We start from the raw sequence: 2,826 nt of genomic DNA, 5'->3' as shown, positions 1-2,826 counted from the left end.
GCCTCGATGGCCCCAGCGAGTTGCTCCCACTGCGGAACGGTAAGTCCCTCGAACGGAAGCGAGACTCCGTCGGCGCCGGCCTCGAGGACGCCCGCGATCGGCGCTTCCCACGTCTCCGTGTGGACGATCACTTGCTCGGCGCCGCCCTCGCGCAGGGCCTCGGCGAGCTGGCTCCAAGCCGCGCGCGCCTCCGAGATCGGCAGCGAGCGGAGCGTGCGGTAGCCGCTCGCCGTGGGGAGGAGACCCCCGAGGACCTTCGCTGCCTCTGGCTCGGCGAGCTGAACTGTGAGTTTCGTGGCGGGCACGGCCGACTGGACGCGCGCGAGGAACGGTCCCACGCCCGCGGCGAGCGACTGCACGACATCCCGCCGCGCGCCAGGATCGGCAAGGACTCGCTCGCCGTTGTGGAGGTACAGCCCGGCCATGAGACTCAGCGGGCCGAGGAATCGGACCTGGAGCTCGCCTGCGCGGGCCTCCTCGGTCCCGGCAACGTCGGCGAGGACGTTGAGGTCCGTGGCCAGCGCGGACGCGGCGCGGAGCGCGTCCCTGCCGGGACGGTCGACGACGCGCCACCCGTGTGGCTGGACATCGGCATGAAGGTCAACGAGGAGCGCGGCGGTTCGGCCCACGGGATCGGAGCCGACGCCGCGGCCCGGGAGCTCGGCCAGGAACGGCAGGTGCGGGGCGCCAAGCTCGCCGCGAATGGCCTTCTCGGCCTCGACGGGGTCGGTTCCCGGCCAGTCGCCGAGCGCCGTCGCGGTGACCTGTTCGGCCACGCCTCAGGCCTGGCCCGACGCGCTGCCGGCGTCCGCAGGAGCCTCGGCCGAAACGGATGCCGGACCGCTGGAATCAGAGCCTGACGCGCCGGATCCAAGACCGGAGGGGTCGCCCTGCCGGGCGTGGTGATCCTCCGAGATGGCCTGATGGTGGCGGATGACCTCGCTGATGATGAAGTTGAGGAACTTCTCGGCGAACGCCGGGTCGAGCTGGGCGTCCTCCGCGAGGCGACGGAGCCGCGCGATCTGCGCGGCTTCGCGGGCCGGGTCTGCGGGCGGGAGGTGGTGCTTGGCCTTGAGCCAGCCCACCCGTTGCGTCACTTTGAACCGCTCGGCGAGGAGATACACGAGCGTCGCGTCGAAGTTGTCGATGCTCGAGCGGATCGAGAGAAGCTCCTCCATGACGGCCGGATCCACGCTGCCCTTGAGGGAACTGGCGGTGGGATCGTAGTCCTGATCGGTGGTCTCGTCAGTCTCGGGGCGGCCGTCGGCTCGGTGCTGCTCGGTCATGAGCCCAGTCTATGGGCCGCGCCCTCAGCCCCGCTGGCTGTTGACCGCCTCGGCCCGTGCACGATAGGGCTTGTAAGAGTCAGGGCACTGAGAGGCACAACGGGGCGGGAGCGCCTATCGAGGGAGCGGGAGAGCACATGGAGATCGGAATCCTAGGCAGCGGAACGGTCGGCCGAACGCTCGGCGCCGCGTTCACGAAACTCGGGCACAGCGTAACGATCGGCTCGCGCGACGCCGCGAAACCGGAAGCGCTCGAGTGGGCAGCCGCGCATCACGCCCACGCGACGGACTTCGCCGACGCGGCCGAGGCCGGGGAACTCCTGGTCAATGCGACCTCAGGCACGGCGTCGCTCGACGTCCTGCTCTCTGTCGGCGCCGAGGCCTTGGGCGACAAGGTGCTCATTGACGTTGCCAATCCCCTCGACTTCTCGGCGGGCTTCCCGCCGTTCCTCTCCGCCTCGAACCGCACCAGCCTCGCCGAGCAGCTCCAGCACGCATTCCCCTCGCTGCGGGTGGTCAAGGCCCTCAACACCATCAACGTGTCCGTCATGGTGGCTCCCGAACGGATCGCTGATGGCGTCCACGACGTCTTCATCGCGGGCGACGATGCCGACGCCAAGGCGGATGTCGCCGGCCTCCTTCTCTCGCTGGGCTGGCACCGCGACAGGATCCGGGACCTCGGCGGAATCAAGGCAGCGCGCGGCCTCGAAATGTACCTGCCGCTCTGGGTGCGACTCATGGGGACCCTAGGCACGGCGGAATTCAACATCCGGATCGTGCAAGCGGGGGAATAGGCAATCCGGGGAGCAGCGCAGACCAGCCTGAGTTGCCGGAGGGCACCGGCGGCACGCGGCAGCGAGGCCCGACTTCGACGGCGTTCACGGTCCGCGTCCTCGAGGCCGGCGTGTGGGCCCGGGATCGCAATCAGCATCAGAAGGGCGGCGGCGGGTCGGCCTCGGGGTAGGTCGTGTAGCGGCGCCCCGTCGGTGAAGTCCATTCGAGGACGCCGCCCGGTGGCGGTGCTGGCAGTTCCGGGGCCTCCGGGGCCGCACCCGTTGCCCTATGGCTGAACGGGCCCTCGAACTGTTGCGCGCCGGCTGGATGTAGACCGGTGGCCGGGCTGACTTGGGTGACTTGCCAGTGGCCGAGCGTTTTGAGGCGATGGTGTTCGCGGCACAACAGAGCAAGGTTGGCGGCGTCCGTCGTTCCGCCGTGCTGCCACTCGGTAGTGTGATCGGCCTCTGTGGACGGGGCCGACTTGTCGCAGCCAGGGAACCGGCACGTGCGGTCGCGGGCGCCGAGGAACCGCCGCATCGCGAGGGACGGGGTGTAGCGCCGCCGTCCGACCGCGAGCGGAGCTCCCGTCGAAGGATTCACGTACATCGTGGTCCAGGTCGCGGCCTCGGCAGCTAGTTCCCGCGCGGCCGTCGCGTCGAGGGGTCCGTACCCGAGAAGCTCGCCCGGAGTCTCGGACTCACCAGTCAGCGTCGTGGCCGGGACGGTGACCACGACCTCCATCCGCACCCCGCCCGCCGCAAGA

At 70.1% G+C, this 2,826-nt stretch carries 4 protein-coding genes; 1 reads left to right on the top strand and 3 read right to left on the bottom strand.

The window, feature by feature from the left end; all coding sequences use genetic code 11:
* Both ACLN58_RS20415 and ACLN58_RS20410 read right to left on the bottom strand, forming a co-directional pair.
* Positions 1 to 776 (bottom strand): hypothetical protein (locus ACLN58_RS20415; protein ID WP_415857063.1); only part of this gene is annotated, 776 nt, incomplete at its 3' end.
* Positions 777 to 779: 3 nt separating this feature from the next.
* Positions 780 to 1,286 carry a chorismate mutase gene (locus tag ACLN58_RS20410; RefSeq protein WP_415857062.1) on the bottom strand — a complete coding sequence of 169 codons (507 nt, stop codon included), beginning with the start codon at positions 1,284 to 1,286 and terminating at the stop codon, positions 780 to 782.
* A 137-nt stretch (positions 1,287 to 1,423) separates the two neighbouring features.
* On the opposite strand from ACLN58_RS20410, the gene ACLN58_RS20405 reads away from it, so the two are divergent.
* Positions 1,424 to 2,080, top strand: a complete 657-nt coding sequence (locus ACLN58_RS20405; protein ID WP_415857061.1) for an NADPH-dependent F420 reductase — start codon at positions 1,424 to 1,426, stop codon at positions 2,078 to 2,080.
* Positions 2,081 to 2,216: 136 nt separating this feature from the next.
* On the opposite strand, the gene ACLN58_RS20400 is transcribed toward ACLN58_RS20405, so the two are convergent.
* Positions 2,217 to 2,826, bottom strand: a 610-nt coding sequence (locus ACLN58_RS20400) for a DUF222 domain-containing protein (protein WP_415857060.1), incomplete at its 5' end; no start/stop codon positions are given.

It is taken from the genome of Sinomonas sp. G460-2 (assembly GCF_047759905.1).
Taxonomy (GTDB): domain Bacteria; phylum Actinomycetota; class Actinomycetes; order Actinomycetales; family Micrococcaceae; genus Sinomonas.
This window is presented reverse-complemented; position numbering and strand designations above follow the sequence as displayed.